This is a genomic window from Corynebacterium sp. MSK074 (assembly GCF_030229735.1).
GTDB lineage: Bacteria > Actinomycetota > Actinomycetes > Mycobacteriales > Mycobacteriaceae > Corynebacterium.
The window spans coordinates 88,688-111,341 of sequence record NZ_JASPIX010000006.1; the positions used below are offsets into that span (position 1 = coordinate 88,688).

Genomic DNA, 22,654 nt, shown 5'->3' on the forward strand with positions numbered 1-22,654 from the left:
CCGCAGCGCCTTCCTTATATAAAGGAGGGCGCTTTTGTTTTCCCTTTGGCAGTTCGCGGATTCTGCTCGCGCTACGCGAAGGTGGAACCAAACTACAAGATCCGAGATCCTTAGCCAAGTCACCGGAACCTGGAACAAAACCGTCCGCCAGCCGCCCACACGCTCGTGTAATTCCACAGAGAACCCGGAAGAACCACTAAAAGTAATCAATTAACTGGGAAAAGAGTTATCCACAGCGTTATTCACACTTGTGTAATTCCATCTTTGTAATTCATAGATCTTACTCACAGTTTTAAATTCCACAGGCTCTATGCTGGGAGAACCACCCTGTGATCAGCGCTGTGTGTAGATCGGTGATCAAATGACAAAACCTGTGGATAAAACGGTGATCCCGTTAGTTGTCCACAATTCGCCCCGATTGATCACAGCAAGATCACAAGAATTAGCACACCCCGGATCTGCGGCTTGAACTTGTCATTTACCTAGTTACCCACAGATCCCACAGCGCTTATTACTACTACTAAATTATTTCTCTGATCTGTATAGAAGAAAGAGGATGTGTGGAATTCGGCCCGGCCTGCCTTGGGCCAGGCGCCGATCGGGCGAGCAAAGATGGAATTACACGTTGTGGCGCACCGCGCCCGATGCGGTAAGTTGGAAGCCAGTCTTTTGTAAGTAACAAATTTCCTACTTGCCTCAGAGGAGCTCTTCGCACCATGGATGAAGCCGTGTCATTTCGCGTTGCCAAAGATGACCTTGCCAACGCCGTAGCGTGGGTTGCTCGCAGCCTGCCGTCCAAGGTCACCCAGCCCGTGCTCCGCGCAATGCTGATCACCGCGGATGACAATGGCCTTGAGTTCACTGGTTTCGATTATGAGGTTTCTACCCGCGTCCGCATTGCCGGCATGGTGGATGAACCCGGACAGATCGCGGTAGCCGGCAAGCTCCTATCTGACATCGTCGCTTCCCTACCGAACAAGGAAGTGGAGATCTCCCAGGTAGATTCCAAGGCACTGGTTACTTGTGGTTCTTCCCGCTTTGAGCTGCCACTGATCCCCCTGGATGATTACCCGCAGCTTCCGGTCCTGCCGGAGGTTACCGGCACCATCCAGCCGCAGCTATTCGTCGAGGCCATCCACCAGGTCGCCGCCGCGGCCGGCAAGGATGACACCCTGCCCATGCTCACCGGTGTGCACATGGATATCCGTGGCAAGGACATTGAGATGACGGCAACGGACCGCTTCCGCCTGGCCATGCGCACCTTGGAATGGGAACCGAAGTCGCCGGATGTAGAAGCGAAACTCTTGGTGCCGGCGAAGACCCTGCAGGAAACCGGTCGTTCCTTGGATCCGCACCTGAATATCCCAGTGGAAATCGCTGTGGGCACCGATGACAATATTGGTGCAGATGGCCTCTTTGGCCTGCACGCGGATAATCGCGAGACCACCACGCGCATGCTGGATGCGGACTTCCCTAATGTGCAGCCGCTGCTGCCGAAGAACCACACCAATATTGCCTCCATTGAGGTCGCTCCGCTTCAAGAAGCAATTCGCCGCGTGTCTTTGCTGACGGATCGCAACGCGCAAATTCGGATGGAATTCGCCGATGGCCAGGTGACCCTTTCCGCCGGTGCGGATGCCGGTAACGCCACCGAGACCCTGCCGTGTGCATTCCATGGCCGCGATGAATTCCTCATCGCCTTCAATCCGGGCTACCTCAAGGATGGCTTGGGGGTCATCAATACCGACCGCGTGGTCTTCGGCTTTACCGAGCCTTCGCGCCCAGCCATCATGATCCCAGAACCGGAAGAGCTGCCTGAGGCCGATGAAGATGGCAACTTCCCCACACCGGAGACCAACTTCACCTACCTGCTCATGCCGGTTCGCCTGCCGGGCTAATGTACGTCAGGGATCTCGATGTTCGGGATTTTCGCTCGTGGCCCGAACTTAATGTGCAGCTAGGGCCGGGGATCACCCTTTTTGTCGGGCGCAACGGCTTTGGCAAGACCAATATCGTCGAGGCCATTGGCTATACCGCCCACCTTTCTTCCCACCGCGTTTCACACGATGCACCGCTGGTGCGCCAGGGCGCGGACAGCGCGCGGGTATCCATTACCGCGGTGAACCAAGGCCGCGAGCTTACTACCCATTTGCTGATTAAGCCCCACGCGGCCAACCAGGCGCAGATTAATCGCACCCGCCTGCGCAGCCCCCGTGAGCTGCTGGGCGTGGTAAAAACTGTGCTCTTTTCCCCGGAGGACTTGGCCCTGGTGCGCGGGGAGCCAGCCGGGCGCCGCGCTTACCTCGATAGCATCATTGCCTCGCGGACTCCGCGGCTAGCGGGTGTGAAGGCTGACTACGATAAGGTGCTCAAGCAGCGCAATGCCCTGCTGAAATCAGCCTCCGGCAGCCTGCGCCGCGGCTATTCCGATAGCGATGGCGCCGCCGCATTGGCCACCTTGGATACCTGGGATGCGCAGCTTGCCCGGCTTGGCGCCCAGGTGATCGCCGCACGCCTTGCGCTTGTCGACGCCCTCTTGGACCACATCCCCGCCGCCTATTCCGGCCTAGCGCCAGAATCGCGACCGGCGCATGTGAACTATAAGTCCACGATCGATACCTCCGATCGCGAGGTGCTAGAGGCCGTGCTGCTCACCGAGTTGGCCGCCGCCCGGCAGCGCGAGATCGAACGCGGCATTTCCCTGGTGGGTCCGCACCGCGATGATCTGGTGCTCAACCTGGGCGATCAGCCGGCCAAGGGCTTTGCCAGCCACGGCGAGACGTGGTCTTATGCCATCGCGCTGCGCCTGGCGGAATTCAACCTCCTGCGCCAGGAGGGAGGATCCGATCCGGTGCTCATCTTGGATGATGTCTTTGCCGAGCTCGATGCCAAGCGCCGCAAGCAGCTGGTCCACTTGGCCGCCGAGGCCGAGCAGGTGCTTATCACCGCGGCCGTGGATGAGGATTTGCCCGGAAACTTGGAACCCATCGTGCGCTACCGCGTGAGCGTAGAAGATACCGAGACCGGCCGCATTTCCAAGCTCAGCGCCGAGGAAGGTGAAGGGAATGAGTGAGGATCAAGGGGGCGTCGGCAAGCAGCGCATCGATCCCGTCACCCAGTACTTCAAGCTGGTTCGGTCCACCTCCAAAAACCCGCCGAAGCTGACCCGCCCGGTACCGAAGATGCCGGTGCCTTCGCTGGAGAAGGCGCAAAAGCAGGGGTATATGGGCTATCAACGGGGCTTACCCACTGGCCCGGATGGCAGGAAGAAGCGGCGCACGCTGGCCGTGCCGAGCCTGGGATCCCAAATTAACCGCGAGGTGGTCAATCGTGGGTGGGAGCATGATCTGGCTAATGGCTGGGTGATGGGCAATTGGGAGCATCTGGTGGGCGAGCGCATCGCCGCGCATACGCAGCCGCAGCGGATTAAGGACAAGATTGTCTATGTATCCTGCGATAACTCCACGTGGGCAACGGAGCTGCGCTACCTGCAGCGGCAAATCCTGCGCAAAATCTCTGACCGCCTGGGCCCCGATGTCATTGTGGAACTGCGGATTCACGGGCCGAAGCAAAGGCGCAATTACGAGGGGCGGCAGTGGGTCAAACCGCAAGGATCACAAGATACCTACGGCTAATAGGCTGAGGTTTACTCAGACCTGCACAATGTAAATAACCTCAGAGCGCGCCAGATTCCTATCTCTCACGGGTGTGGGGTGTCTTTCAGTAGGGGGTATCCGTGTAGAATAGTCAAGGTCTTAGAATTAGCTATAGCCAAAAGGAGAGCACGAATCCGTGGCTGAAGAACACGCATATGATGCCGGGTCAATTACGATCCTGGAGGGCCTCGAGGCCGTCCGTAAGCGCCCCGGCATGTACATTGGTTCGACCGGTTCGCGCGGCCTGCACCACCTCATTTGGGAGATCGTTGATAACTCCGTCGATGAGGCCATGGCCGGCTACGCCGATAAGGTTACCGTCAAGCTGCTGGAGGATGGCGGCGTCGAGGTCATCGATAATGGCCGTGGCATCCCGGTAGAAATGCACGCCTCTGGTGCGCCTACCGTCCAGGTGGTCATGACCCAGCTGCACGCCGGCGGTAAGTTCGACTCCGACTCCTACGCCGTTTCTGGCGGCCTGCACGGTGTCGGTATTTCCGTGGTGAACGCGCTTTCTACCCGCGTGGAGGCGGAGATCAAGCGCGACGGCAAGCACTGGTACCAAAACTTCCAGAACGCCATCCCGGACGAGCTCGTTGAGGGCGGCAATGCCCGCGGCACGGGCACCAAGATCCGCTTCTGGGCGGACCCGGAAGTTTTTGAAACTACCGAGTACGATTACGACACCATCGCCCGCCGCCTGCAGGAAATGGCCTTCCTGAATAAGGGCCTGAGCATTGAGCTCATTGATGAGCGCGTCACCGAAGAGCAGATCGAGCTGGAGGAAATCGCCGATGCAGAATCCGGCGAGACCAGCGCGGATGAGACGTCCTTCGATGATGCCCCGGACGCCGGCGATACCTTCAACGAAGAATCCGGCGAGGCGAAGGACGCTGCGGCAGAGAAGAAGCGCCGCAAGAAGGTAACCTTCCACTACCCGGATGGCTTGACCGACTACGTCAAGTACCTCAATAAGTCCAAGACCGCGATCCACCCGACCATCGTTTCCTTCGATGCGAAGGGCGAGGATCACGAGGTAGAGGTAGCGCTGCAGTGGAACCAGGGCTATAAGCAGTCCGTTCACACCTTTGCCAATACCATCAACACCCACGAGGGCGGCACGCACGAAGAGGGTTTCCGTGCGGCCCTAACCTCCCTGATGAACCGCTACGCCAAGGAGCATAAGCTCCTCAAGGAAAAGGACGGTAACCTCTCCGGTGATGACTGCCGCGAGGGCTTGGCGGCCGTCATTTCCGTCAAGGTGGGTGATCCGCAGTTCGAGGGTCAGACCAAGACCAAGCTGGGCAATTCCGAGATCAAGGGCTTTGTCCAGCGCGCGGTCAACGAGCACGTTAATGACTGGTTCGATGCGAACCCGGCAGAGGCTAAGGCCATTATCAATAAGGCTGTGTCCTCCGCGCATGCTCGCATGGCTGCTCGCAAGGCTCGTGAGATGGTGCGCCGCAAGTCCGCTACCGACCTTGGCGGCCTGCCAGGCAAGCTTGCAGACTGCCGCTCGAAGGATCCGAAGATTTCCGAGCTCTACATTGTGGAGGGTGACTCCGCAGGTGGCTCCGCTAAGGGCGGCCGCGATTCCATGTTCCAGGCCATCCTGCCGCTGCGCGGCAAGATCCTGAACGTGGAGAAGGCCCGCATGGATAAGGTGCTCAAGAATGCCGAGGTGCAGGCGATTATTACCGCGCTGGGTACTGGCATTCACGAGGAATTCGATATCAAGAAGCTGCGCTACGACAAGATCGTGCTCATGGCCGATGCCGACGTTGACGGTCAGCACATTGCCACGCTGCTTCTGACTTTGCTCTTCCGCTTCATGCCGCAGCTGGTTGAGGATGGCCACGTGTTCCTGGCTAACCCGCCGCTGTACAAGCTCAAGTGGTCTAAGGGTACTCCGGGCTATGCTTTTTCCGACGCCGAGCGCGATAAGCTGCTGGCCGAGGGCCTGGAGCAAAACCGCAAGATCAACAAGGATGATGGCATCCAGCGCTACAAGGGTCTGGGCGAGATGAACGCCGCCGAGCTGTGGGAGACCACGCTTGACCCGAGCACCCGCATCCTGCGCCGCGTGGATCTGGAAGACGCGCAGCGCGCCGATGAGCTCTTCTCCATCCTCATGGGTGATGATGTCTCGGCTCGCCGCTCCTTCATTACCCGCCGCGCGAAGGACGTCCGCTTCCTGGATATCTAATAGCGCAGCACAAAGCCCACCGTGGAATTACCGCGGTGGGCTTTAATTGTGGCGTCGGAAAGCGCCGGGCCTAGGCCTGGGAGCTGCGCTGATCCGCTATGGCGAATCCCAGGGAAGCGAGGCACATGGCGAGGATGACGCCGAAGCCGGCAATGATGGACAGCGGCCAGTCCGCGCTTGTGCCGTGCAAGGTGGCAAAAACGATGGCCGTAATAACGGCAAGCCCAATGGCCGTACCGATGCGCTGGCCGGTTTGGAGGACGGCGCCGGACGATCCGGCGTAGGCCTGTGGAACATGCGCCAAGGTGAGCGTTTGGTTGGGGGAGATGACCGAGCCTTGGCCGCCGCCAACAAGGGCCAGCGAAAGGACCATCCACCATTCGCTGGCTCCCCACTGCTCGGTGGCCCAGATAAGCGCAATGGTGGCAATGAGGCCGGAGATGGTCACGAGCATGCCCAGCACCACCACCTTGCGGCCGTGGACGGATACGGATCGGCCGGCCAGTGTGGCAGATATGGAGCTCAACAAGGCAGCCGGAATACCTACGGAGCCGGCAGCCAGGGCGGAGTGTCCGAGCCCGCTTTGGAAGTAGAGCGCCACGAGCACCCAAATGCTGGTAATACCCATAAACCACAAGGTGGCGATGATGGTGCCATTGCGAAAACTCGGGGTGGCGAAGATAGTGAGATCCACCATCGGCGGATGGCCGGTGGCCTTGTGGCGGCGCTCCCATAGCACCCATCCCACAAGGAGGACGGCGCCCAGCAGTAGGAGCCACCACACGGCCGGGGAAGCGGATGATTCCATGAAGGGGAAGAGGATGGCCCATACGGCAGCGCCGAGGATCAGCGCGCCGATGGGATCCAGGGTGGCTAGGGCCTTGAAGATGCCCAGTTTATGGCCATTTTTATCGCGCACGCGGGAAAACAGCGGCCGGGGAAACCACATCAATCCCAAGATGATGGCAATAAGGCCGACGGGGACATTGACCAGCATGGTCAACCGCCAACCTAGGTCCGCGCCGCCGAGGCGGATGAGCAGGCCGCCCAGTACCGGTCCGATGGCCACGGCGATGCCCACCGTGGAACCGAAGTAGCCGAAGGCGCGGGCGCGCTCCGGACCGCGGAAGTATTGCTGGATCATGCCCACGCCCTGCGGATTGAGCAGCCCAGCGCCTAGGCCTTGGATAAAGCGGGCGGCGTTGAGTGCCTCCGCGTTGGGGGCAAAGCCGGCGACGGCGGCGCTGAGGGAATAGATAGCAATGCCTGCTAGAAAGATGCCGCCGCGGCCGAAGAGATCTCCGGCGCGGCCGGCCGCCACAAGGATGACACCAAAGGTGAGCGCATAGCCGGAGAGCACCCATTGCACATCGGACTCAGAGGCTCCCAGGCCCGATTGAATAGAGGGCAGGGCTACGTTCACGATGGACACGCTCAGCAGAGACATGAAGAGCGCCGTGAGCAAAACGATAAGAACCCGCCAGCGGGCGGGATCTTGGCCGACGGGGTACTCGGTCTGGTTAGCTGCGGAAGTAGTCACTTCCACACTTATACTCTGCGGTTTGTTCTAGGTTCAACCGCGTGGAAATTACATGTGTTTTTGCAGCACGCGGCCGAAATCCGGTACCGCAGGGGTGAGGAACTTCGAGGCCTTACCGCGCAAGGAGTTATAAGGCTTAGACAGCGCGGGGGAGTTAATCTGCTCGGCGTGCTTATCGGCCACCGACATGATGGAATCGCTCACCTGGGTGCTGCGGGGCTCGAGGAAGGAACCGAAATCCTGCTCGGAGCTGCGTGCAAACTCTTGCCAGTGCGGATCTAAAGCGTCGAGGATATCCGGTAGCACGCGGCCTAGGGCCTTGGTGATGATGGCGGGGTCTACCTTCTTCGCGGCGGCGACGGCGCCCTTGAGCGCCATGCCGGTAATGCCCGATTGCTTGGCGACGACCCCCTCAACCAGCTCGCCGCAATCGTTAATCACCGCAGTGCGCTGCGGACCTGACATAAGTTCAGAAAGATGTGCCATGCTGCACCACCTTACGCGAGTTAGGCGGGCTGGCCCGGCAGGCCAGGGAGGTTGGCCTGAATGGCAGCAATCTGATCGGCGACCTGGCCCAAGCCAGCATCGCGGGCAGCTTTCTCCAGATCCACGTTAGGGGAGTACAGGGCCACGGCGCTGGCCAGCGCGGCGACGCCAGCGGCCGCTGCGGTGATGATCAGGGTGAGATCCAGCTGGGAAGAACCGGTAGAGGAACCACCGGCCTCGCCCGGCTTAAAGTCTGGATTTACGGTTTCTTTCCACGAAGCGGCATCGGCTGCGGTGGCGGTAGGAGCAGTGACGGCGGTGGCAGCTAGCGCCACGGCGGTCAGGCTAGAGGCGGCAATCTTCTTGAAGCGGGACATGGTGGTAGTTCCTTTCTTGGGTCACTATCCCCAGTAACTTAGGTAACTTCTTTAACACTAAGGTAGACGCGCGCGCTGAACTTTGCGAACTCTGCGTTATACCCGCTCAGCGCCGGCACGCGGGCTAATACCTCCGCCATGGCGTAGGCGGCATCGCGGTGGTTGTCATGAATGGCTATTCCCTCCACCTTGGCGGTGCTGGCTGCCGCCGCGGCCGCCAGGGCGGCGAAGTTGGTGATGCGGACGTTAAAGCGAGCGCAAAACTCGCGGGCCAAGAGGTAGAGCTGTTCAGTACTCATGCTTTCCTAGGACTGTGCGGGCCGGGCACGGCGGATTTCCGCCTCCAGCTCAGCGCGGCCGGGGAGGAGGGCGCGGGCGGTGGACTGCACATGGGCGTCGGCAAGCGTGCGGGCTGCGGCCGCAACGATGGCGCGCACCACCGCCTCGTGCTTGGAGGTGCCCTGCGCGGAGGCCAGCAGCGTCAGCGCGTGATCCTGTTCGTCCGTAAGCCGCAATGTCATCGCCATACCTCAAGTGATACCACGGTGATACCACTCGTGCGGCAATTCGAGTCTTGAAAGGCGCTAGAGGGTAGAATTTGGGATTATGAGTGACAATAACGACGATCTTTTTGATCGCATATTTCCCATTGATATTAATGAGGAGATGGAGTCGAGCTACATCGACTACGCCATGTCCGTCATCGTCGGCCGTGCCCTGCCGGAGGTGCGCGATGGCCTGAAGCCGGTGCACCGCCGTATCCTCTACGCGATGTTCGATTCCGGTTACCGCCCGGAGCGCGGCTACGTGAAGTCCGCCCGCCCGGTCTCGGACACCATGGGTCAGTTCCACCCGCACGGTGACGTCGCGATTTATGACACCTTGGTGCGTTTGGCTCAGTCCTGGAACATGCGCTACCCACTGGTGGATGGCCAGGGTAACTTCGGCTCCCGCGGTAACGATGGCCCGGCAGCAATGCGTTATACGGAGTGTAAGCTCACCCCATTGGCCATGGAGATGGTGCGCGATATCCGCGAGAACACCGTGGACTTCTCGCCCAACTACGATGGCAAGACCAGCGAGCCAGACGTCCTGCCATCCCGCGTTCCGAACCTGCTCATGAACGGTTCTGGCGGCATTGCCGTGGGTATGGCCACCAATATTCCGCCGCATAACCTCAACGAGCTGGCCGAGGCCATCTACTGGATGCTGGATAACCCAGACGCCGATGAAGAGGCTGCGCTGGAAGCCTGCATGGAACGCGTCAAGGGCCCGGATTTCCCCACCGCTGGCCTCATTGTGGGCGATCAGGGCATCAAGGATGCCTACACCACCGGCCGCGGCTCCATCCGCATGCGCGGTGTGACCTCCATCGAGGAGTCTGGATCCCGCCAAACCATCGTGATCACCGAGCTGCCGTTCCAGGTCAACCCGGATAACCTCATCTCCAATATCGCGGAGTCCGTGGCCAGCGGCAAGATTGCGGGCATTTCCAAGATTGAGGATGAGTCCTCCGACCGCGTGGGCATGCGCATCGTGGTCACCCTTAAGCGCGACGCCGTGGCCCGCGTGGTGCTCAATAACCTCTACAAGCACTCCCAGCTGCAGACGTCCTTCGGCGCGAATATGCTCTCCATCGTCGATGGCGTGCCGCGCACCCTTCGCCTGGATCAGATGCTGCGCTACTACGTGGAGCACCAGATCGAGGTCATCGTTCGCCGTACCCAGTACCGCTTGAACGAGGCCGAGAAGCGCGCCCACATCTTGCGCGGTTTGGTCAAGGCCCTGGATATGCTGGATGAGGTCATCGCCCTTATTCGTCGTTCGCCCACCGTGGACGAGGCGCGCGAAGGCTTGAAGGAGCTTCTCGACGTCGACGATATCCAGGCCGATGCCATCCTGGCCATGCAGCTGCGCAAGCTGGCTGCTCTGGAGCGCCAGAAGATTATCGACGAGTTGGCCGAGATCGAGCGCGAGATCGCTGACCTGAAGGACATCCTCGCCCGCGAGGAGCGTCAGCGCCAGATTGTCCACGATGAGCTGGCAGAGATCGTCGATAAGTATGGCGATGAACGCCGCACCGAGATCATCCCGGCCACCGGCGATGTCACCGATGAGGACCTCATTGCCCGCGAGAACGTCGTGGTCACCATTACCTCGACCGGCTACGCTAAGCGCACCAAGGTGGATTCCTATAAGGCGCAAAAGCGCGGCGGCAAGGGCGTGCGCGGCGCTGAGCTCAAGCAGGACGATATTGTGAAGAACTTCTTCGTCTGCTCTACGCACGACTGGATCTTGTTCTTTACCAACTTCGGCCGTGTTTACCGCCTCAAGGCCTATGAACTGCCAGAGGGCGGTCGCGCCGCACGCGGCCAACACGTGGCTAACCTGCTGGAATTCCAGCCGGAAGAAAAGATCGCGCAGGTCATCCAGATTCAGTCCTACGAGGACGCTCCTTACCTGGTCCTCGCCACCCAGCAGGGCCGCGTGAAGAAGTCCCGCCTGACCGATTACGAGTCCGCGCGTTCCGCTGGCCTTATCGCCATCAACCTCAACGAGGGCGATGCGCTCATCGGCGCACAGCTCGTCTCCGAGGGCGATGACATCCTGCTTACCTCCGAGCAGGGCCAAGCTATCCGTTTTACTGCCGACGACGACCAGCTGCGCCCCATGGGCCGCGCTACCGCCGGTGTGAAGGGCATGCGCTTCCGCGGCGATGATCAGCTGCTATCCATGTCCGTGGTCCACGATGGCGAGTTCCTTCTGGTCGCCACCTCTGGTGGTTACGGCAAGCGCACCGCCATTGAGGAATACACCCCGCAGGGCCGCGGCGGCTTGGGTGTTATGACCTTCAAGTACACCCCGAAGCGCGGCAAGCTCATCGGCGCCATCTCCGTCGATGAGGATGACGAGATCTTCGCCATCACCTCCGCCGGCGGCGTCATCCGCACCGAGGTGGACCAGATTCGTCCGTCCTCCCGTGCGACCATGGGCGTGCGCTTGGTGAACCTGGCTGACGATGTCGAATTGCTTGCCATCGACCGCAACGTCGAAGAAGATGGTGAGGAAGACGCTCAGGCTGTAGCCAAGGGCGAAAAGACCGTGGATGAGGTCCAGCAGGAGCACAAGGCTGGCGATGCTTCCAAGGATGAGGAGTAATTAATGGCACGACGAGACGTAACGATTACGCGAATCTCGCCCACCTCCGCGTTCCGCGTTGGTCTGGCATTGTCACTCGTCGGACTCATCGCCTGGATGCTGGCCGTATGCTTGCTCTACATCGTCCTGAACCAGGTGGGCATTTGGGAATCGCTCAATAGCCTCGTCGGCGGCGTGGGCGGCGGATTCGAGGTCACCTTCGGTGTCATCATCTCCGCCTCCGCGCTCATCGGCGTTATTTTCGCCGTTCTCCTTACGTTGCTGGCACCACTGATGGCGGTTATTTACAACGCCATCGTGGACGTCTTTGGCGGCCTGCGGGTCGACCTAGACAACCGCTAGCGCCTCTCTCGCCATAGCGGATGCCGGCACCTTCGGGTGCCGGCATTTTCCTTTCTTCAGCAGGAATCTTTCTCCTTTGTTTGATGGCGTAAAATGCTCATTGAGCAGGCGATTTGTATAAATCCGGGGATAGTATGTAGAGTTAATTCTCGTTCCGCACAAGGGCCTATAGCTCAGTCGGTTAGAGCGCATCGCTGATAACGATGAGGTCGCTGGTTCGATTCCAGCTAGGCCCACCACGGAACAATGGGGCATTAGCTCAATTGGTAGAGCATCTGCTTTGCAAGCAGAAGGTCAGGAGTTCGATTCTCCTATGCTCCACAGCATGAAGTCCGGCTTCCTCTTCGGAGGGGCCGGACATTTTTTATTTCCGCGGTCGTTCCCAAGCGCGGGTTAAGGGTCAAAAAGTGTGTCTGGCTCGGCGTGTCGCGGGGGTTAGATTTGGCCTTTTTGGATGCCGATTGAGTGGGTGTAGTCGGTGTCGATAGCGTTGTCGTAGAGGGCTGGGCGTCCTGTTTCGTGGTCGGCTTGGTTCTCGGTTTGGGTCAGGGTGGATACTTTGGCGAGTTGGCCCTGGCCCCAGTCGGACTGCCTGGCGATTCGTACTGGATCGTCAGGCAGTTCCGTTTTTAAGTAGAGCCACCAATCCAGCATGCGGCGTTGTCGTTCGCCTGATCTGCCGCGGTGGGTTCTGGCGAGCAGTTTGAGCTGGGCGTTGATGCCGCCTTCTAAGCTGTTGGTGGTGGATTTGATCCGCTCGGGCGCAAGGACTCCTGCTGGCGGGTTGAGGTAGACAAACAGCATCTCGGACCGCCAAAGATGGTTGAGGCTGTTGTAGGCCTTGCGCACGTTGTGGTGGGTCCACACGCGGGTCCATGCACCTGTTTTGGGGTCTTTGATCATGGTTTTCTCGTTCATCCATTCCCGGTAGATCGTTGAAAACTCGTGCAGTTGCACACCCCACGCGGCGGCTTCATCCAGTGTGGTGATCCGGGTCAGTTTCAGTGCAAGTTGGTAGATGGTGCGCCCGGCATCTGTGCGCGGGCGTGAGGTGGTGTAGCGGCGGACCACGCGTTGGGCGTGGACGAGGCAGCGTTGAATTTTCGTAGTCGGCCAGCACTTTTTGATTGCGCTGTATGCGCCTTGGCCGCCGTCGATGACGGCGATGAGTGGGGCTTCGATGCGTTCAAGCAGCAGTTGGTAGTCGCGGGTGGTTTCGTGTTTGCACCAGTGCCAGGCGATCACGTGGTCGATGGTCGCCGCGACGATCAGGCAGCCACCGGCGGTGTAGGTGCCATCGAGAAATACCTGGTCGTAGATCCGCTTGTGGTGGCCGGCGGTGGGGTCAGGCACATCAACGAGCCAGCACCACTTGAAGCGCCGCTTCATGGTGGCGCGGCTAACACCGTTTCGTTTGGCTAGGTCGTCGAGTGATATTGCGGTGGTGCAATGCTCGATGAACTGGGTGAACACTGCCGCGTTGGTGATGTCGTTTCGACGTTTGACGCTGGAGGCGCCGCATTGTTTGCAGCGCCATCTGGTGGTGCCTTTGCTGGTGGTGCCGTTGCGTTTCATTTCACCGCCGCAGTGGCAGCGTGGTTGGTTCTTCGACATTGCGACACCACACCACGCCGCGCATAGCACATCACGGCTGCCACACCGAGGATTTCCCGTCGGGGGCTAGATATATGCTTCCGGAGCATATACTTTCCGGAAACCTACAGGTCAATCCGTGAAAATCCGCGATTCCGGACACACTTTTTGACCCTTAACCCTAAGGCCACATTCACGGTAGATAAGGGCCAGAAATTTGAAATTTTTCGCCCTTATCTACCGTGAATGACAGTGACAGGTGTGCGAGACCCAGGGCTGTGGGCTGGACCCCGGAAATCGGATAGCCGCAACGTCACGGATACTCCTCAGGACAGGCAACTATGCGGGCCAAGATTGTGCCCCATTTGCGGTCTTTAAACGCGATAGCTGGGGCTTGGTTGCGACCTCAGTTGTCGTTCATAGGTTGAGACACACCTCTAGAACTGCTCCTGAAAGCGCTAAAAGCAGCAGAGCTGGGCCTCACACGGACTTATTTTCAGCAGCCGTCACTTCGGTGTGGAAAGCCGCAGAGAATCGATGTGGTGAGACATCCGGAACGATGTCTCCAAACCAGACACTGTTAGTCCGACAGCATTCCGGCTGTTCAGAGCTTTTCTGGCCAGCTTTCCCTTTACCCTTAGGCAACCACGGGGGCTCATGCGGCTACCGCGTGAGCTCCTTGAAGTAGCAAAACATGCGGTAACCGTTCCCGTCTTCGTAATGTGAGAATCCGCGTCCCTCGTAAAAGCGGCGAGCGTCAACATCCACTTCATCGACATTGATCTGGATCTCGATGACGTCTGCTTTAGACACTGCGGTTTCTACTAGGTCCATGATGGCAGTGCCTATCCCCCGCCCTCGAAGCTCGGGATGAACGTAAAGCTCTTCAAGCATCGCGATAGGCCCCTCATAGTAGGGGCTGGGTCGAAGCGTCACAAAGGCGAAGCCGGCAGGTAACTTCTCACCGTCAGCGATGCAGACTATGACGTCATCGCGCCGAAGAAGACACTGAAAACGCTCTGTAAGAACATCGATTGACGGGCACGGGGTATCGAATTCGGCGTTGAAATCACTGAGCATCGCGGCCACATCATGAGCACGTTCGTGCGTAGCCCTATTCAGGTCGATCCCTTCGGCCCGAATCATCCTTTGAGCCGATTTGTCCAGAGAGCTAGCACTAGCTGGGACCGTGATGTTAAAGCCAACACCGAAACGGTCGATCACCATGCCGAAGTAGTCGCCCCACGGCGCCTTGGCGAAAGGCATGGACGCATCGCCGCTGTCGGCTAGCGCAGCGTAGATCGTTTCAGCTTCTTCCACGGAATCAGACTCGACGGTGAATCCGATATTTCCTAGAGTGAGGCGATCGCAAGAGTTCTGCAAATCGTCACCTCCACCAAGAGTAAAAGGACCGCGAAGGGTGCCGTGAGCGATGGCGTCACGTGGCGGATCGAAGGGGAACTCAACTCCATTATCTAGCTGCTCGCCATACGTCAGCATCTCGAGATCACCACCGAAAACCGAATGATAATACTCGAATACGTCGCGGGCGTTACCAGGGAAAGAAATGTACGGCGTGGTCTTTACTGTCATGCCGCAATGATAACCCTATTTTTCGCTCCGGTTGCGGGCGCGCTGTAAGGCGGTATGGTTTTGCACGCGTGGGGATTGAGGGTGTGAATCCCACTGTCGTGGGTTTGATGAGGTAGTCGATGTTGCGGAAGCTTTGGCATCGGCGTGCGTTGTGCTCCGTACGTTGTTTCAAAAACGGGTTTCATCAAACGGAACAAAACCTGGGACACTTCATATCCCACCCCAGGCCTAATGACTTGGGTGCAGCGGCAACGCTCATCCGATTTAGGCAGAGTCGTTGCAGGATCCAGTGGGTCACCTGGTCCGTGGTCTTTGAATTGTCGGGCGCGCAGGCAAGGCCAGCACGGAAGATCTTCTGCAAGCAACGCTTGTTGGTGCACCGGTAGCGTGGAAGGCGCACATGAAGTTGTTGGGTGGCCGACGATGGGCAGATCGACCAGGCTGCGGATGACGTGGTCGCGGAATACTCCAGGCTGCCCGCAGGTAGGGCATTCATTGATCGGCTCGACGGGTTCGGCTTCAATAACAGTGACGTCACCGTTTTCTGTGGCACCGGTGATAGTAGTTCCTAGTTTTGCGGTGCGGCAGATGGTATCGACGATGACATTTCCGTTAGGCTGCACAGTAGGTCCTTAGTTTTGTACGGATGGATTAGATACCTTTTTCCTACAAAGCCAAGGACCCCAATATCTTGTGCCACGCCCGAACCCCCGGCGAACTAATCAATGCACTCTAAAACCGGAAGAGCCCTTTTAGTACTACTGGTGGATTTCGGTTTTGGTGGGGATTAACGCCGCCGGCTTCGGTTTTTCCGTTGAGGAGGTCGTTGACTACTTCCCGATGGTGAAATGGGTCGATGGTGAGGTAGAGAGGAACCAGTCACCTGGAAGAGATCGATCCAGTCGTTGGTGTGCAATCTGGGAGGTAGGGTCGCGGGGTCGATTCCTCGCGAGCGCAACCATGATTGTGTTTCTGAACGTGATGAAAACAACCCTGCCCTTCGGAGAATTTCCCCTATCCCGCGTCCCCGGGCAGTGAAAACGGTGTGCACCATCGCCTGAAAGGCTTTGCGCTGCTCTATCGGAATCTTCGGGTCACCCACCCGGCGGATCACTAAGATCCCCCCGTCAACGTTTGGCTGTGGCCGGAAAGCAGACCTTGGTACCCGAGAACCCAGGTGAAATGTGAACCATGGGGACCACTGAGCCGTCATCATCGTGCTTGCGCCTACCCCGGCCCGGCGGCGAGCGACTTCCCACTGCATGAGGAGTACAGCGTCAGTCCATGCTGGCGCATGCAGCAACTTTCGAAGAATGGCAGTGGTGAGGTGAAAGGGAATGTTTCCCACAATGACGCAGGGAGTGGCGGGTAACCGGAAGTTAAGGAAATCATCATGGACCACTTCGACCGCCGCCGAGGAGGTTTCTTGTGTGATTTTGGCAGCTAGTTTTGCGTCCACTTCAACTGCCGTTATCGCCCTCCCCAAGTGGGCCATCGGGTGAGTGAGGGCACCGCTTCCTGGTCCGATCTCAATGATGGGGCCGGAGGTTTGTTTCACAAGGTCGATGATGGAGTTGATGATCTTGTGGTTGGTGAGAAAATTTTGGCCATGCTCGTGACGGCCGTGTCCGTATGCAGACATCAGGTGTGCTCCTTGGATTTGAAAGGGAGCCGGGCATGACAAATAGCCGCCCGGCTAAAGGACCGGAGCGGTTTTTAACCTACGGGGTAGGAAACCGCCTTAGCGGTTGGTGCGCAACCGCAAGAAAGCGGTACCTGAAATCAACATGGGTCTAATTATATCCATTTAAAGGGTTAAGGGTCAAAATGTGTGTCTGGCTCGGCGTGTCGCGGGGGTTAGATTTGGCCTTTTTGGATGCCGATTGAGTGGGTGTAGTCGGTGTCGATAGCGTTGTCGTAGAGGGCTGGGCGTCCTGTTTCGTGGTCGGCTTGGTTCTCGGTTTGGGTCAGGGTGGATACTTTGGCGAGTTGGCCCTGGCCCCAGTCGGACTGCCTGGCGATTCGTACTGGATCGTCAGGCAGTTCCGTTTTTAAGTAGAGCCACCAATCCAGCATGCGGCGTTGTCGTTCGCCTGATCTGCCGCGGTGGGTTCTGGCGAGCAGTTTGAGCTGGGCGTTGATGCCGCCTTCTAAGCTGTTGGTGGTGGATTTGATCCGCTCGGGCGCAAGGACTCCTGCTGGCGGGTTGAGGTAGACAAACAGCATCTCGGACCGCCAAAGATGGTTGAGGCTGTTGTAGGCCTTGCGCACGTTGTGGTGGGTCCACACGCGGGTCCATGCACCTGTTTTGGGGTCTTTGATCATGGTTTTCTCGTTCATCCATTCCCGGTAGATCGTTGAAAACTCGTGCAGTTGCACACCCCACGCGGCGGCTTCATCCAGTGTGGTGATCCGGGTCAGTTTCAGTGCAAGTTGGTAGATGGTGCGCCCGGCATCTGTGCGCGGGCGTGAGGTGGTGTAGCGCCGCACCACGCGTTGGGCGTGGACGAGGCAGCGTTGGATTTTTGTGGTCGGCCAGCACTTTTTGATTGCGCTGTATGCGCCTTGGCCGCCGTCGATGACAGCAATCAGTGGTGCTTCGATGCGTTCGAGCAGTCGCTGGTAGTCGCGGGTGGTTTCGTGTTTGCACCAGTGCCAGGCAATGACGTGATCGATGGTGGCAGCGACGATCAAACAGCCGCCGGCGGTGTAGGTGCCGTCTAAAAACACCTGGTCGTAAACTCGTCCACAATGTGCATTGGTGGGGTCGGGCACATCAATGAGCCAGAACGGTTCAAACCGGCGTTGCAGCGTACGGGGCGAACATCCCACGCGGTGGGCAACAACATCGAGACTGGCACCGGTGGTGAGATGATCAATGAAAGCGGTAAACACCGCTGCATTGGTGATGTCGCCGCGGTGCTTCACGCTGGATGCGCCGCATTGTTTGCATCGCCATCTGGTGGTGCCTTTGCTGGTGGTGCCGTTGCGTTTCATTTCACCGCCGCAGTAGCAGCGTGGTTGGTTCTTTGGCATTGCGCCACCACACCACGGCGTACATAGCACACAGCGCTAGCCTCTTCGTGGATTTTCCGTCTGGGAGCCAGATATATGCCCCAGGAGCATATATTTTCCTGAAACCTAGAGGTTACGCCCGGGAAATCGGCAATTCCGGACACACTTTTTGTCGTTTAACCCCCAAGCGCTCTGAGAAGTGACACAATGACGAGCACTCTACTCGGATCACCATTTTCGTCCATATAGACCAGCAAAACCGTCGACGAAAACCGAGTTTTGGATGGACGATATCGTTGAAGACAACGCTAAGCCAGTCTCGAAAAGGGGGGTGTTCCTATATAGGTTGTCAACTCCGTGGGTGGGCTTGTTGGGGGTGTGAAGGGTTTCTGCTTCGTCTCGTAGATGTTGTTTTGGGTACCTTGAGGAGCCGGTTGGGCTTGCTGTGCAATCGGCTTGGATGGGGGTCTGGTGGCTTTAGGCTGCTGCGGCCTTCTGGATTGTGGGGATGTCTCGGTAGTGCTCGCCTTTTCGCATCATGGCGAAGAGGACGTTGAGGCGTCGGCGTGCGAGTGCGACGACTGCGGTGTTGTGTCTTTTGTCTTCTTTGCGTTTTCGTTCATAGAATTGCCGGGAACGCTCGTGGAATCTGATCGATGCAAAAGACGATTGCCATAGGGCGTTCTTTAATTTTTGTTGAGCGATCGTCTGCCCCCATGTGTTGGGCGACTGCGACGGTTAATCGGCTGATGTTGTTGGGCTGATCGACAATGACAAGGACTGAGGTGTTGTCGGCGAGGAATTGGCCGAAGAGCTTGCGGAGCGAGCCTTTATGCTGATTGATGCGTTTGGACAGGACTTGTCTGCCTTGGGGATCGAGGACGCAGGCGTGGTGGAAGTATTTGCCGACGTCTACGCCAATGACGAAGTCATAGGCCATGGGTGTGTTCCTCCTAGCGATGAATTAGAAGTTGGACTATTTGAGCTTCATCGCTGGGGGTGGTCGGACATACTTAGTACTGGCATCTACATTACTGTGAGACCTCATACCACCTGGGCTGGGTCAGGTTCCTATTGAGCTGTTTGAGTATGTCACTGTCTTCGGCGGCATCACCCCCGGATCATTTTCAGACAGGGGCGGGAATAAGCCATACCGAAGCCAGCGACTAGTTCTACTGTCCTTTCAGACGGAGGGAACGGAAATAAACATAGCCCGCCCAATCGGGTGGACAGACTATGAATCTTCGGTGCCCTGAGGTGGAACTGCTAACAACGAAATGGGGGGGGAGCGGGGGCAAAGTCAATAATTCGAGTCTGGCATAAGTAGATAAGGATTGCCTAACCTAATACTGTTTCAAGTTATGTTCCCGATCGGGAATCGGCAACGGAAGCGAGGCGGCGACGATGAACAGAAAACGTGGATCGACCAGAGAACCCCTCTCCGGAGGGGGAGTCGGGGACGCGGGCCCGGACGGGACGGGCGACGGCGACGCCGTGGCATCGCAGACGGACGATGGGCGGTTGGTACACGTCGCACCGGTCGCAGCGGGTGGCCGACCATCCACCCGCGATATGCTCGGCGGCGCCATCGTCGAAGTGCGGCGCAACCCGGTGTCGTCGCAAAGCGGAATCGGCTACGAATGCCCGGACATCGACGTCGTACGCGAGGTGTGCCCCTCGATCCTCGGATATTCCTACCACGTCGCCTTCGATGCTCTCCCCGATGAGTCGGTGGAGAAGATCCGCACGTCGAGACTGTACGCGATGCCCGTCGTCTCCGGTCTGCTCGCCCGTCTCGGGGCGGCCGTGACGTCGCGGAAGGCGCGGGCGATGCGGGGTCGGCGGCCGAGACAACCGTCGTCCGGGCGACTGGCCCGGGTTCCTACAAAATGACCGCGGCCATTGCCGCCGCCACCGTTGCGTCGGTCACGGGGAAGCCGGTCGCGCCGGGGTGCCGGGATCTCGTCGGCCACCCCCGGCTCCTCGAACCGGTCCTCGCCTTCGCCCGCGATGCGGGCATCCATATCGAAACGCCGCATGACAACCTGACCACGGGGCCACTGCCGGCAGCGGCCCAATGCGACACTAAAGAAAAGGAGAAACGATGACGGATCAAGCTGAACGGGGTGCGGCGATCGTCGTCCGCGACCTCACGAAGAGCTACCCGATTGCGGGCAAAGCCGGCACCGCGCCCGAAGGCGGGGCAGGTGCTCCGCCGGACGGCGGGCGTAAGGGAAAGCGCGGCGCCCGGATGCGCAAGCATGTGCTCGACGGCGTGAGTTTCACCGTGCCCGCCGGGTCGATCGTGTCGTTCCTCGGCCACAACGGCGCAGGCAAGACCACCCTCATCCGAATCCTGTCGACGCTCATCACCGCAGACTCCGGCGAGGTGAGCATCTTCTCGCGCGATGTGAAAGAGGATCCGGCGGGCGTGCGCGCCGACATTGCCACCACCGGCCAATTCGCGGCGATCGACGAGAACCTCACCGGCCGGGAGAACCTGGAGTTCTTCGGGCGTCTGCGCGGACTCGACCGCGCCGACGCGGCCGCCCGCGCGACGGAACTGCTCGCGCAATTCTCGCTCGCGGACAGTGCCTCGACGTTGGCGTCGGCCTATTCGGGTGGTATGCGGCGCCGCCTCGACATCGCCGCGTCGCTGTGCGTCGTGCCCAGGTTGCTGTTCCTCGACGAACCCACGACGGGGCTGGACCCGGTCAGCCGCGAAGAGTTGTGGGGCTTCATCCGGCAACTGCGGGACGACGGAATGACCCTGGTGCTGACCACCCAGTACCTGGAAGAGGCGGAGGCGCTGGCAGACCACGTCCATCTGCTCAAGGACCGCCGCATCGTCGCCAGCGGAACGCCGGAGGAATTGCGTCGCGACTTCGGGTCGCACGTGCTCCGCGTGTCCTTCGCCACCGCCGCCGGGGCGGAGGCATTCGCCCGCTGCCTAAGGGGAGCGTGTCTGGACCGCGCCCGCGTCGCGGGGAAGATGGTGTCCCTCGACGTCGACCCCGGACCGCAGGTCCTCGAGGCGGTGGCGCGGGCGATGGAGGCCTCGGAAGCGTTGCCGGATTCGCTGAGCGTGTCGCCGCCCACCCTTAACGAGGTGTTCATATCGATGAACGCGGGGGGTGCGGCGCGATGAGTGCGACGTCGGTCGCGGCGTTCCTCCGTCGGGATCTGCTGCTGTTGCGACGCAACACCGCGTCGCTGATCTCCATGTTCGTTGTTCCTCCCCTCTTCCTGCTGTGCCTGTACGCGGTGTTTGGGTACTCAGCAGGGCAATCCGGCTTCGGGTACCTGCGTTTCGTGCTCGGCGGCTGCCTGTTCCAGGCGGCGATGTTCACCGCCGCGGCGTCGGCGATGGCGGTGGGACAGGACGTCGAATCCGGGCTCGTCGACCGTGTGCGCGTGTTGCCCGGGGCCACGGGCGGCTATGTCGCCGGCAGGCTCGCCACCGATGTGCTGCGGATGTCCGCGTCGATCGCGGCGCTGCTGATCGTCGCGTGGGCCTGTGGCCTCGACATGGCTCTCGGTGACGTCGCGTGGACAGTCCTGTGGTCACTGCTCGCTGCCGCGGTCCTGTCCCTGGTCACGGACGGGGTGATCCTGATGGTGCCCGCTCCGGTGTCGACGGCCTCATCGATCCAGGCGCTGGAAATGCTGCTGCTCATGTTCTCCACTGCGTTCATTCCGACGACCGCTGTGGACGGCTCCCTGCGCGACATCGTGCGCCACATGCCTTTTTCGCCGGTGATCGAGGTGATCAGGGCGGCGTCCCCGGGCGCCTTCCCGAATCACGCCGGGGAAGAGGCCGCCCTGTGGCTTGGTGTCGCGACGGTCGTCGGAATCGTCCTGTTCATCCGCCTGTTCACCTCGAGGAGCGAATCATGATCGACGCCATTTTCGTGCATCTGCGGCGCATCGTCCACACTTGGCTGCGGCGCCCTGACTTCTGGTTCATGACGTTCATTGCTCCGCTCGTGTACCTGTTCATCGTCAACCGCATGTTCGGTAGCCTGGTCAGGCAGCTCACCGGAGAGTTCGAACTCCGGAACGCGGTCATCCTTGTCGTAACGGCGTGGGCGTTCATCTTGGCCATCACGGGATCGTCCACCGTGTTCGTTGAACGCAGCAATGGCCTCCACGAGCGGTTGATCACAATGCCGGCACCGTACGCGGCCGTGCCGACCGCACGGATAATCGCCGAGTTCATCCGGATCATGGCGATGACGATCGTCGTCGCGGCGGTGGCCGCCTTGCTTTCCGACGGCCCCCTGGAGGTGTCCTGGTGGTGGAGGATCACGGTGACCGGCGCGATGGTTGCCGCGGCGGCCGCATGCACCGGCACGTACATCGCGTTCTCCATCACCAGCCCCCAGGGATCCGTGGCCCTTATCCCGTTGATAATCGTTGCGATGTTCGTCAACACGGTGCTCATGCCCGCCGACCACTTCCGTCCCCTCCTGCGCGGAATCGCCGGGCACACCCCCGTATCCGCGGCCGGCGAGGCCGTCAACGGTACCGGGGCTGCGGGTCTGGTGGTCTGCGCGGCCTGGTTCTTTGGTATCGCCGTGCTCGCGGCGTGGGGCATCGCCGTGAAAACGAGGCCGGGGGAGTCTGCATGACGGCCCGCGAATCCGAGCATCTAACCCGAAACCGCCGCGTGGACGCGGCCCACACA

The 22,654-nt window shown here is 59.5% G+C and carries 21 protein-coding genes, 2 tRNA genes and 3 pseudogenes; 13 read left to right on the forward strand and 13 right to left on the reverse strand.

Annotated features, from left to right (window positions below; all coding sequences use genetic code 11):
- Positions 1-716 precede the first annotated feature (716 nt).
- The 4 genes from dnaN to gyrB all read left to right on the forward strand — a co-directional run bounded on the left by dnaN (position 717) and on the right by gyrB (position 5,862).
- Positions 717-1,898, forward strand: coding sequence for a DNA polymerase III subunit beta (gene dnaN, locus QP965_RS07305; RefSeq protein WP_005325994.1), 1,182 nt, complete (start codon positions 717-719; stop codon positions 1,896-1,898).
- Positions 1,898-3,073 (forward strand): DNA replication/repair protein RecF, encoded by a 1,176-nt coding sequence (gene recF, locus QP965_RS07310; RefSeq protein ID WP_284844502.1) that lies wholly within the window; start codon positions 1,898-1,900, stop codon positions 3,071-3,073. The genes dnaN and recF overlap by 1 nt, the downstream gene beginning before the upstream one ends.
- Positions 3,066-3,635, forward strand: coding sequence for a DciA family protein (locus QP965_RS07315; protein WP_150850217.1), 570 nt, complete (start codon positions 3,066-3,068; stop codon positions 3,633-3,635). The genes recF and QP965_RS07315 overlap by 8 nt, the downstream gene beginning before the upstream one ends.
- 157 nt (positions 3,636-3,792) lie before the next feature.
- Complete coding sequence (gyrB, locus tag QP965_RS07320) at positions 3,793-5,862, forward strand: DNA topoisomerase (ATP-hydrolyzing) subunit B (protein ID WP_284767236.1); 2,070 nt, start codon at positions 3,793-3,795, stop codon at positions 5,860-5,862.
- Between the two features lie 70 nt (positions 5,863-5,932).
- Here gyrB and QP965_RS07325 read toward each other — a convergent pair whose 3' ends face one another.
- The 5 genes from QP965_RS07325 to QP965_RS07345 are packed head-to-tail and all read right to left on the reverse strand — an operon-like array spanning position 5,933 to position 8,792.
- Positions 5,933-7,408: an MFS transporter gene (locus QP965_RS07325; protein ID WP_284844501.1), complete on the reverse strand. Its 1,476-nt coding sequence runs from the start codon at positions 7,406-7,408 to the stop codon at positions 5,933-5,935.
- Positions 7,409-7,450: 42 nt separating this feature from the next.
- Complete coding sequence (locus tag QP965_RS07330; RefSeq protein ID WP_150850214.1) at positions 7,451-7,888, reverse strand: DUF6918 family protein; 438 nt, start codon at positions 7,886-7,888, stop codon at positions 7,451-7,453.
- Between the two features lie 20 nt (positions 7,889-7,908).
- Positions 7,909-8,265, reverse strand: coding sequence for a hypothetical protein (locus QP965_RS07335; RefSeq protein ID WP_284844500.1), 357 nt, complete (start codon positions 8,263-8,265; stop codon positions 7,909-7,911).
- 38 nt (positions 8,266-8,303) lie between these two features.
- Positions 8,304-8,564 carry a cell filamentation protein Fic gene (locus tag QP965_RS07340; protein ID WP_284844499.1) on the reverse strand — a complete coding sequence of 87 codons (261 nt, stop codon included), beginning with the start codon at positions 8,562-8,564 and terminating at the stop codon, positions 8,304-8,306.
- A 6-nt stretch (positions 8,565-8,570) separates the two neighbouring features.
- The gene (locus QP965_RS07345) at positions 8,571-8,792 is read right to left on the reverse strand and encodes a CopG family transcriptional regulator (RefSeq protein ID WP_005325982.1); all 222 of its coding nucleotides are present in this window, start codon (positions 8,790-8,792) and stop codon (positions 8,571-8,573) included.
- 79 nt (positions 8,793-8,871) lie between these two features.
- On the opposite strand from QP965_RS07345, the gene gyrA reads away from it, so the two are divergent.
- The 4 genes from gyrA to QP965_RS07365 all read left to right on the forward strand — a co-directional run bounded on the left by gyrA (position 8,872) and on the right by QP965_RS07365 (position 12,087).
- On the forward strand, positions 8,872-11,424 hold the full coding sequence (gyrA, locus tag QP965_RS07350) for a DNA gyrase subunit A (RefSeq protein ID WP_225746210.1): 2,553 nt from the start codon (positions 8,872-8,874) through the stop codon (positions 11,422-11,424).
- Positions 11,425-11,427: 3 nt separating this feature from the next.
- Entirely contained in the window at positions 11,428-11,766 is a 339-nt protein-coding gene (locus QP965_RS07355) for a DUF3566 domain-containing protein (RefSeq protein ID WP_284844498.1), read from the forward strand.
- Between the two features lie 162 nt (positions 11,767-11,928).
- Positions 11,929-12,005 (forward strand) — tRNA-Ile (locus QP965_RS07360).
- 9 nt (positions 12,006-12,014) lie between these two features.
- Positions 12,015-12,087: transfer RNA gene (locus QP965_RS07365), tRNA-Ala, on the forward strand.
- Between the two features lie 114 nt (positions 12,088-12,201).
- Here the strand turns inward: QP965_RS07365 and QP965_RS07370 are convergent.
- The 8 genes and pseudogenes from QP965_RS07370 to QP965_RS11585 all read right to left on the reverse strand — a co-directional run.
- Complete coding sequence (locus tag QP965_RS07370; RefSeq protein WP_284844497.1) at positions 12,202-13,380, reverse strand: IS256-like element IS1249 family transposase; 1,179 nt, start codon at positions 13,378-13,380, stop codon at positions 12,202-12,204.
- A 642-nt stretch (positions 13,381-14,022) separates the two neighbouring features.
- Positions 14,023-14,505, reverse strand: a complete 483-nt coding sequence (locus QP965_RS07375; protein ID WP_284836120.1) for a GNAT family N-acetyltransferase — start codon at positions 14,503-14,505, stop codon at positions 14,023-14,025.
- 652 nt (positions 14,506-15,157) lie between these two features.
- Positions 15,158-15,575: pseudogene (locus QP965_RS07380) on the reverse strand (transposase family protein); the annotation flags it as partial.
- 164 nt (positions 15,576-15,739) lie between these two features.
- Positions 15,740-16,594, reverse strand: a complete 855-nt coding sequence (locus QP965_RS07385) for a 23S rRNA (adenine(2058)-N(6))-methyltransferase Erm(X) (RefSeq protein ID WP_011117480.1) — start codon at positions 16,592-16,594, stop codon at positions 15,740-15,742.
- A gap of 99 nt (positions 16,595-16,693) precedes the next feature.
- The gene (locus tag QP965_RS11545) at positions 16,694-16,759 is read right to left on the reverse strand and encodes an erythromycin resistance leader peptide (RefSeq protein WP_071569110.1); all 66 of its coding nucleotides are present in this window, start codon (positions 16,757-16,759) and stop codon (positions 16,694-16,696) included.
- Between the two features lie 50 nt (positions 16,760-16,809).
- Entirely contained in the window at positions 16,810-17,988 is a 1,179-nt protein-coding gene (locus tag QP965_RS07390) for an IS1249 family transposase (RefSeq protein WP_284844496.1), read from the reverse strand.
- 456 nt (positions 17,989-18,444) lie between these two features.
- Positions 18,445-18,663: pseudogene (locus tag QP965_RS11580) on the reverse strand (IS110 family transposase); the annotation flags it as partial.
- A gap of 4 nt (positions 18,664-18,667) precedes the next feature.
- Positions 18,668-18,907, reverse strand: a pseudogene (locus tag QP965_RS11585) (IS110 family transposase); the annotation flags it as partial.
- Between the two features lie 554 nt (positions 18,908-19,461).
- Between QP965_RS11585 and QP965_RS07400 the strand changes: the two are divergent.
- From QP965_RS07400 to QP965_RS07420, 5 genes are read left to right on the forward strand one after another with little or no spacing between them, the layout of a single operon-like run.
- On the forward strand, positions 19,462-19,860 hold the full coding sequence (locus QP965_RS07400) for a hypothetical protein (protein WP_284844495.1): 399 nt from the start codon (positions 19,462-19,464) through the stop codon (positions 19,858-19,860).
- The gene (locus QP965_RS07405) at positions 19,857-20,075 is read left to right on the forward strand and encodes a hypothetical protein (protein ID WP_284836116.1); all 219 of its coding nucleotides are present in this window, start codon (positions 19,857-19,859) and stop codon (positions 20,073-20,075) included. The genes QP965_RS07400 and QP965_RS07405 overlap by 4 nt, the downstream gene beginning before the upstream one ends.
- Positions 20,072-21,115 carry an ABC transporter ATP-binding protein gene (locus QP965_RS07410; RefSeq protein WP_086589202.1) on the forward strand — a complete coding sequence of 348 codons (1,044 nt, stop codon included), beginning with the start codon at positions 20,072-20,074 and terminating at the stop codon, positions 21,113-21,115. Before QP965_RS07405 ends, QP965_RS07410 begins: the two co-directional genes overlap by 4 nt.
- Positions 21,112-21,864, forward strand: coding sequence for an ABC transporter permease (locus tag QP965_RS07415; protein ID WP_005325973.1), 753 nt, complete (start codon positions 21,112-21,114; stop codon positions 21,862-21,864). The genes QP965_RS07410 and QP965_RS07415 overlap by 4 nt, the downstream gene beginning before the upstream one ends.
- Complete coding sequence (locus QP965_RS07420) at positions 21,861-22,598, forward strand: ABC transporter permease (RefSeq protein ID WP_005325972.1); 738 nt, start codon at positions 21,861-21,863, stop codon at positions 22,596-22,598. The genes QP965_RS07415 and QP965_RS07420 overlap by 4 nt, the downstream gene beginning before the upstream one ends.
- Positions 22,599-22,654 lie beyond the last annotated feature (56 nt).

Coding starts and splice junctions, on each gene's coding strand:
- QP965_RS07345 (WP_005325982.1), bottom strand. CDS start 8,792: ATGGCGATGACATTGCGGCTTACGGACGAACAGGATCACGCGCTGACG.
- QP965_RS07405 (WP_284836116.1), top strand. CDS start 19,857: ATGACCGCGGCCATTGCCGCCGCCACCGTTGCGTCGGTCACGGGGAAG.
- QP965_RS07370 (WP_284844497.1), bottom strand. CDS start 13,380: ATGTCGAAGAACCAACCACGCTGCCACTGCGGCGGTGAAATGAAACGC.
- QP965_RS07415 (WP_005325973.1), top strand. CDS start 21,112: ATGAGTGCGACGTCGGTCGCGGCGTTCCTCCGTCGGGATCTGCTGCTG.
- QP965_RS07385 (WP_011117480.1), bottom strand. CDS start 16,594: ATGTCTGCATACGGACACGGCCGTCACGAGCATGGCCAAAATTTTCTC.
- QP965_RS07410 (WP_086589202.1), top strand. CDS start 20,072: ATGACGGATCAAGCTGAACGGGGTGCGGCGATCGTCGTCCGCGACCTC.
- QP965_RS07315 (WP_150850217.1), top strand. CDS start 3,066: ATGAGTGAGGATCAAGGGGGCGTCGGCAAGCAGCGCATCGATCCCGTC.
- QP965_RS07390 (WP_284844496.1), bottom strand. CDS start 17,988: ATGCCAAAGAACCAACCACGCTGCTACTGCGGCGGTGAAATGAAACGC.
- QP965_RS07340 (WP_284844499.1), bottom strand. CDS start 8,564: ATGAGTACTGAACAGCTCTACCTCTTGGCCCGCGAGTTTTGCGCTCGC.
- QP965_RS07355 (WP_284844498.1), top strand. CDS start 11,428: ATGGCACGACGAGACGTAACGATTACGCGAATCTCGCCCACCTCCGCG.
- recF (WP_284844502.1), top strand. CDS start 1,898: ATGTACGTCAGGGATCTCGATGTTCGGGATTTTCGCTCGTGGCCCGAA.
- dnaN (WP_005325994.1), top strand. CDS start 717: ATGGATGAAGCCGTGTCATTTCGCGTTGCCAAAGATGACCTTGCCAAC.
- QP965_RS07420 (WP_005325972.1), top strand. CDS start 21,861: ATGATCGACGCCATTTTCGTGCATCTGCGGCGCATCGTCCACACTTGG.
- QP965_RS07375 (WP_284836120.1), bottom strand. CDS start 14,505: ATGATTCGGGCCGAAGGGATCGACCTGAATAGGGCTACGCACGAACGT.
- gyrA (WP_225746210.1), top strand. CDS start 8,872: ATGAGTGACAATAACGACGATCTTTTTGATCGCATATTTCCCATTGAT.
- QP965_RS07335 (WP_284844500.1), bottom strand. CDS start 8,265: ATGTCCCGCTTCAAGAAGATTGCCGCCTCTAGCCTGACCGCCGTGGCG.
- QP965_RS07330 (WP_150850214.1), bottom strand. CDS start 7,888: ATGGCACATCTTTCTGAACTTATGTCAGGTCCGCAGCGCACTGCGGTG.